5 protein-coding genes are annotated in these 7102 nt (G+C 70.5%); 3 read left to right on the plus strand and 2 right to left on the minus strand.

The window, feature by feature from the left end; translation table 11 throughout:
• Nucleotides 1-157: 157 nt before the first annotated feature.
• Nucleotides 158-1423, minus strand: a complete 1266-nt coding sequence (locus ADK67_RS24005) for a hemolysin family protein (RefSeq protein ID WP_053718753.1) — start codon at nucleotides 1421-1423, stop codon at nucleotides 158-160.
• 112 nt (nucleotides 1424-1535) lie between these two features.
• Between ADK67_RS24005 and ADK67_RS24010 the strand changes: the two genes are divergently transcribed.
• The 3 genes from ADK67_RS24010 to ADK67_RS24020 all read left to right on the plus strand — a co-directional run bounded on the left by ADK67_RS24010 (nucleotide 1536) and on the right by ADK67_RS24020 (nucleotide 4596).
• Nucleotides 1536-2435 carry an effector-associated domain 2-containing protein gene (locus ADK67_RS24010; RefSeq protein ID WP_157620791.1) on the plus strand — a complete coding sequence of 300 codons (900 nt, stop codon included), beginning with the start codon at nucleotides 1536-1538 and terminating at the stop codon, nucleotides 2433-2435.
• Between the two features lie 70 nt (nucleotides 2436-2505).
• Nucleotides 2506-2739, plus strand: coding sequence for a hypothetical protein (locus ADK67_RS24015; protein WP_053718743.1), 234 nt, complete (start codon nucleotides 2506-2508; stop codon nucleotides 2737-2739).
• Nucleotides 2740-2757: 18 nt separating this feature from the next.
• Nucleotides 2758-4596, plus strand: coding sequence for an aKG-HExxH-type peptide beta-hydroxylase (locus ADK67_RS24020; RefSeq protein ID WP_053718744.1), 1839 nt, complete (start codon nucleotides 2758-2760; stop codon nucleotides 4594-4596).
• 15 nt (nucleotides 4597-4611) lie between these two features.
• On the opposite strand, the gene fxsT is transcribed toward ADK67_RS24020, so the two are convergent.
• On the minus strand, nucleotides 4612-7102 hold a 2491-nt coding region (gene fxsT, locus ADK67_RS24025; RefSeq protein ID WP_231648340.1), incomplete at its 5' end, for an FxSxx-COOH system tetratricopeptide repeat protein.

Consider the following 7102-nt stretch of genomic DNA (forward strand, 5'->3'; position numbering starts at 1 on the left):
GACCCGGCCGGGGCGGTGGCGCAGTTCGAACGGCTGCTCGAAGACCAGCGCCGGGTCCTGACGCCAGGGCATCCCTACACCGCGAAGGCGCGCAAGCTGCTGGTCCACTGGCGGGGCAAGACCGCCGGTTCGTGACGGCTGTCCGCAAGCGATGCGTTCAGCGCCTGCGCAGGCGCACGGACGTGATGGCGTGGTGCTCGACCTTCAGCACCTCGACGGACCAGCCGGGGATCGAGATCCGGTCGCCCGGAGCCTCGGGGATGCGGCCGAGCACCACCAGCACCAGGCCCGCGATGGTGGCGTAGTCGCCCTCGGGCGGGTCCCGCAGCTCCACGCCCAGGTCGACCAGGTCGTGCACGGGGAACGTGCCGGGCAGCACGAGCGAGCCGTCCGCGCCGCTGCGGACGGCCATCACGTCGCGGTCGGTCTCGTCCAGGATCTCGCCGACGATCTCCTCCAGCAGGTCCTCGAGCGTGATGATGCCGTCGACCGCGCCGTGCTCGTCCACGACCAGGCCGAGCTGCTCGCGTTCGGCCTTGAACCGGCGCAGCGCGTCGGACACCCGCACCGAGTCGGGGAACACCATCGGCGACCGGGCCACGTCGACCAGCTTCGCGTCGTCTTCGAGCAGGTCACGCAGGTGCACGACGCCCACGACATCGTCCAGGTGCCCGCCGCGCGCGACCGGCGCCCGCGAGTGGCCCGAGGCGGCCAGCTCGGCGCGGGCGGACGGCACGTCCAGTTCGGCCGCCAGCGTCACCACCGAGCGGCGCGGCACCAGGACCTCGCGCAACCGGCGTTCGCTGATCTCCAGCGCGCCGGTGATGATCATGCGCTGCTCGGCGTTGAGGCCGCGTTGGGCGGAGACCAGCTCGCGCAGCTCCTCGGACGACATCTGCTCGGACTCGGCGTCCGGCTTGCCGCCGAACAACCGGACCACCACGTTCGTGGACGCGCTCAACGCCCACACCGCGGGCCGTGAGGCGGCAGACAGCACGTGCAGCGGCCGTGCCACCAGCAACGCCCAGCGCAACGCGTACTGCATCGCCAGCCGCTTGGGCGCCAGCTCGCCGAACACCAGGGTCAGGAACGTCAGCACGACCGTGACCAGCGCGATCGCCACCGCGTTCGCCGCGTCGCCGAGGAACGACAGCGCCGGCACCAACGGCTTGGCCAACGACACCGCCGCCGTCGCCGAGGCCAGGAACCCGGCCAGCGTGATGCCGATCTGGATCGTGGCCAGGAACCGGTTCGGGTCGCGCGCCAGCCTCGCCAGCGTCTTCGCGGACGCCCTGTCGTCCCGCTCCAACGCCCGCAACTGACCCTCGCGCAGGCTGATCAACGCCATCTCGCTCCCCGCGAACAGCGCGTTCAGCAACACCAACACCGCGACCAGCGCGATCGTCCACCCGTACCCGTCCACACCCGACTCCATACCCGAACCGGCCCGTCCCGCAACCGGAGGGTTGGTCATTTCGAGTGGAGCGGCTGCCCTTGTGGACCGGGCTGGGCTACAACTGGCGTGGGGAGGTCTCATGGGGTCGGCTGCGGTGCACCGGTCGTTCGTCGTCGTGGACGTGGAGTCCTACGGCGATCCGGACAGGTCGTCGCCCCAGCGCACCGCCGTGCGCGAGGGCATGTACCAGGTGCTGATGACCGCGTTCGCCGAGTGCGACCTGCCGTGGGACGACAAGTCGGTGGACGACGCGGGCGACAGCCTGCTGGTGCTGCTGCCCGCGGACGTGACCAAGGCCGTTCTGGTCGAACGGCTGCCGGAACGGGTTGTCTCGGCCCTGCGCAGGCACAACGAGATCCACGCGCACGGAGCCCGGCTGCGCATGCGGATGGCCGTGCACGCCGGCGAAGTCCACTTCGACGACCGCGGCCGCACGGGCGAGGAGATGATCTTCGCCTACCGGATCCTCGACGCGCCGGCCGCCAAGGAGTCCCTCAAGTCCTCGACCGCCACCCTGGTCCTGGTCGTCTCCGACCTGTTCTACCGCTCGGTGGTCCGCCACGACGCGGCCGCCAGGCCCGGCGACTACACGGCGGCGCAGGCCAAGGTGAAGGAGGTGGACGCCCGCGTCTGGGTCCGCCTGGTCGACGGTCACCCGAACGAGGGCGCCCGCGCCGCGGCCGGTCCCCGCGTCGAGTTGACCCTCGCCGAACTGGGTCCGGTCGTCGACGTCCTGCTGCGCACGCCCGGCTTCGACACGCGCGAGGGACGCGACCTGGTGCTGCGCGAGGTGCCGTTCGCCGGCGCCATCAGCCGCCACGGCGCGAACCGGCCGGACACCGTCAGCATCGTCCGGACGTGCGCGCACTACCCGGGTGGCCTCGCCGCACTGCTGGAAGCGATCCGCTTCTACGCCGCCGGTTCCACCGAAATGGCCGAACTGGACACCCTGTTGGCCGAACGGGGCAGTGGCGTTTAGTTGCTCCACGCGGTGCCGAATACCACCATACGCACCTCTTCCCTCTGTTTCCGTGACATTACACTGAGTCATGCCGTCGATGGTGAACCCCACCGCGCAGGGGCACCGCTACCTGGTGGCCAACTCGGGAGGCCCGCTAGTGGATGAATCGGCAATTCGGATCGACTCCGGTCTGGTCGACTTGACGAACGTTCCTCTCGACGCGTTGGACGCATTCGACGACGAGATCCTGCTGACGTCGACGGACCGTTTCCTCAGACAGCTGGACCACGCCACCATCAGTGTGGGCGGCCACGACTCCTGACCGGCGGGCTCCGCACCCATGACGAGGGGCGACCACGAGGTGGCAGGCTGGAACTCCACGCACGGGATATCGCTGCCCAACCACGGGATGTCCCTGACCGAGTTGGACGCGCTGGCGTCCGCACAACCCGACGGCGGCGTCACCGCGCTGCTGCACCGGGTCGAACGGACGAGACGTCTGCTCGCTCTGCGGTTGGTGCTGCACCACGCGCGCGACCACCCCGCTCCGGGCAACCCGTTGCCCTCGGTGGACGAGGCGTGGGAACTCCTGGTGGCCGCCGAACGCGCCCGTCCGGAGGCGGTGGCGGACCTGCTGTCGCTGCCCCAGGTGGGGGTCTGGTCGGCGCACGTACTGCGCCGACTCCGGGACAAGGCGTCCGACACCGCTCCGGCGTGGTTCCACGTCGGCCAACTGCACTTGTTGGCCGCCGCGGCCGGCCTGTCCGCAGAATTGCGCTTCACGATGGCCATTCCCCTGCGGGATGGCATCGCGGTGCTTCCCGGCTGGGGCACCGCGCGCGTGCCCGAGACGACCGGATGGGGTCACGGCACCTTGGTCGCGGACGCGTCGGGGTTAACGGTGAAAACCGGCTCGGGCGCCGCTCATCCCGTCGAATGGCAGCCGATCCGCATTCTCGAGGGCGACGTCGACTCCACCGCGCCGCGCATCCACCTGGACGACACCGGACCGTACCGGGGATTGGCGATCCCCGAGCGGCCCGACCCATTGTCGGATTCCTCGGCGGCACGGTGGAACGCGCTCTTCGCCGACGCGTGGGCGATCTTGAAGCGCGACCACCCGCACCGCGCGCGGGAACTGTCCACCGGACTGTCGGTGATCACGCCGCGCCCGGCGGCCTACCGCTTCCGACCGCACAGCGGGTCGGTCGGCGACGGCTACGGCGCCGCGATCATCTCCGAACCGCACGACGCCGTGCAGCTGGCCGTGACGATGGTGCACGAGTACCAGCACAGCAAGCTGAACGCGATCGGCCACCTGGTGGCCCTCACCCGCGTGGACCCGGCCACCACGTGTTATGCGCCGTGGCGTGACGACGCTCGTCCAGTGTCCGGGCTCTACCAGGGGGTAAACGCTTTCCTGGCGGTCGCGGAATTCTGGTGGCGGCAACGCGGGCGCGTGAGCGGACCGGACGCCGCCCTGGCCCACTTCGAGTTCGCCCTCGTCCGGGTGCAGGTGACCGAGGCGCTCGACGCCCTGCGCCGGCACCCTTCGCTGACCGAACCGGGACGGAGGTTCGCGGCCCGCCTGGCCGAGCGGCTGGCCACGTTGACCGAGTCCGCGGTGCCGGCGGAACTGCTGACGGCGGCCGAGACGGCCACGCTCGACCACCGCGCGGCGTGGCGCGTCACCCACTTGCGCCCGGCACGGGCACACGTGCTCGAGTGCGTCGAACGCCGACGTGCCGGCGAGCCCGCGCCGACCTCCGGGCCGAGCCCGGTCGTGGTCGCCGATGCCGCTCCGCCCAGGTTGGACGCCAAGGCGATCCTCACGCGCGTGCTGCTCTCCGACCGGGCGGCGTTCGACGCGATGCGGTCGGACGCCTCCGACGACCTCCCCAAGATCGCCACGGACCTGACCGAGGCGGATTTCGCCCTGGTGGCGGGCCACCACGACCGGGCGCACGCGCTCTACGCGGCGGAACTCGCCGAGGGCTCGAACCGAGCGGGAGCGTGGTCCGGCTTCGGGCTCGCGGTGCGCGCGCTCTCACCCGGTCCGGCGTCGCGGGCGCTGCTGGAACGCCCTGACCTCGTGCGCGCCGTGCGGAACGAGTTGGCCCTCACCGACGAGGCGCCCGACGTGGAACGCCTCGCCGCGTGGCTGGGAGCGGACCTCTAGTGCCGTGACGGGCCGCTAGAGGGGCATCGGGTCGATGTCGCAGTTCGCGCGGACACGGGGATCGCTCAACTCCGTCACCGCGGGGTGGTGCTGCCCGAGCCGTTCGCGCAGCAGGCCCACTGCTCGTCGGTGCAGCGTCTCCGATTCGTCGGTGCGCCCGAGCGCACGCAGGTCGTGCGCGAGGTTCGTCTGGCACGCCAGCGTCGTCGGGTGATCGGCGCCCAGGATCTCCGTCGCGCGGACGAGAACCTCGGCGCCGATGTCGTGGGCGCCCTGCGGGTCGCCCGACTGGTGCAGGTCACTGGCGAGGTTGATCCGGGTCACCAGCGTGGACGGGTGATCGTCACCCAGGCGTGCGCGGAAGCTGGCGAGTGTCGCGCTGTCCAGTTCGCGCGCGCCCTCGGCGTCGCCCATCAACCTGCGCAGGATGGCCACGTTGACGGCCGCGGACAGGGTGTGCGGGTGGCTCGGCCCCAACGTCCGCTCGTACCGCGTCAACGTGTCGCGGCCGAGCTGCTCGGCCTGCTCCAGCCGACCCAGGTGCCTCAGCTCGATGGAACGCGCCAACGCGGCGGCGAGCGTGTCTGCGTGGTCGAGGTTGTACCGCAACCGCAGTCCGTCGAACGCCGTCTCCGCGGCTTCCATCGCGCCCACGTGGTCGCCCGCCTTGCGACGCATCACGGCGAGGTGGCGCAGGGCGCGCAGCCACGCCGGGTTGAGCGGCCGGCCCTGACTGCGCCGTTCGTACGTGCGCACGACTTCCTCGTGCTCGGCGCACGCCTCCCGGTAGTTGCCGAGCTCCCGCTTGTCGATGGTGAGGCCCGCCTGCGTCAGGAGCGACAGTTCGTGGTCCTGGCCGTAGATCTGGACCCTGCGGTCCCAGGTGTCGGCGTCGAGCTCGACGGCGGCGGTGAAGTCGCCGACGAGTCGGAGGTTCACGCCGAGGCTGTGCGCGACGGCCAGGGTGGTCGGGTCCTCGTCCCCGAGGTAGCGGACGCAGATGTCGTAGTTGCGCTTCGACAGCTCCAGCCCACCCAGGAAGTCGCCCTCAGCGCGCTTGTCCGCCGCGACCTGGCTGATCGCCAGGATCGTTTCCTCGTGCTCCTCGCCGAAGATGCGGCGGTGCCGTTCGAGCAGGTCCGCGTTCAGCGGGGTGGCCTCGGCGTACCGACCCTGCACCCACAGCATGAAGCCGTACCAGCGGCCCATCCTCAAGGTCTCCGGGTGGTCCCCGCCCAGCCGGTCCACCCAGATCTTGTAGATCTGCTCGGACAGTTCGGCGCTGCGCTTGTGCTCGCCCCACCGGTAGAGGAACTGGACCTGGTTGGACAGCAGCGACCGGACCGATTCGGCATCGCTCTCATAGGCGTTGGACGCGGCCAGGTGCGCGCTCAGGTCGACGTAGATCGGCCAGTTGTCCGGCTCTGCCGGTCCCTCCGGGTCGTTCTCGGCCAGCATCTGGTGGGCGGCGTTGCGCATGGTCACGCGTTCGTCCTCGCTCATCTGGCTGATGAGCACGGACTGGACCAGGCGGTGCAGCTCGATGGAGTTGGTGCGGTGGTCGACGCGCACCAACGCGAAGCGGTTGATGTCGCGGATGGCCTCGTTGAGGCGCAGGCTGTCGCGCAGCACCCGGGACAGCTCGGCCGGCACATCGGTGATGCTGCGGCTGTAGCTGAACATCTTGCGGTTGATCGGTTCCGGCGCCAGGAAGGCGCACACCTGGAGCAACCGCAGCGCCGAGGGGTTCTTCCGCTTGAGCTCGTTGAGCGACAGGTCCCACATGGCCGCGACCGACTCGGGGTAGTCGAGGGTGGTCGTGACGTCGAGCAGCTCCAGCTGTTTCTCGGCGAGCAGTTGGAGGTACTCGCCTGCGGGCATGCCCGTCTCCACGCGCCAGGCCGCCGCCTGCGCGATCGCCAACGGCAGGTCGCCCAACGCCTGGGCCAAGCGGTCGGCGTCCTCCTCGCCCAGCTCCGGGTCACGGCGGCGCAGCAACTGCACGCTCTCGGCGCGCTGGAAGACGTTCACCTCCAGCGGGCGGGCGACGCTCAACCACTGCGAGTTGCGCGAGGTGACCAGGATGCGCCCGGTGCCGCCGGTCGGCAGGTACTGCTGCACGGCGTCCGGGCTGTCGGCGTTGTCGAAGATGAGCAGCCAGTTGGTCGGGATCTTGTGGTGGTTGCCGCTGCGGAGGGCGTCGAGCACCTGCTGGACCGCCACATTGGCCTCGGAACCGACGACGAGGTCCAGTCGCTGCCCCAGTTCCACCAGCGAGTTGACGATCTTCACCGGTCGTTCCGCGGGCACCCACCAGATCAGGTCGAAGTTCGCGCGGTTGCGGTAGGCGTACTCGATGGCCAGGTGCGACTTGCCCACGCCACCCATGCCGTGGAGCGTTTCGGGTAGCACAGCCGCGGTCCCGCCCCGGACCAGACGCCGTTCGAGCTCCTGGAGGAGGTCCGCCCGCCCGGTGAAGTTCACGTTCCTCGGCGGTACCCCGCCG

The organism is Saccharothrix sp. NRRL B-16348 (genome assembly GCF_001280085.1).
Taxonomy (GTDB): Bacteria; Actinomycetota; Actinomycetes; order Mycobacteriales; family Pseudonocardiaceae; genus Actinosynnema.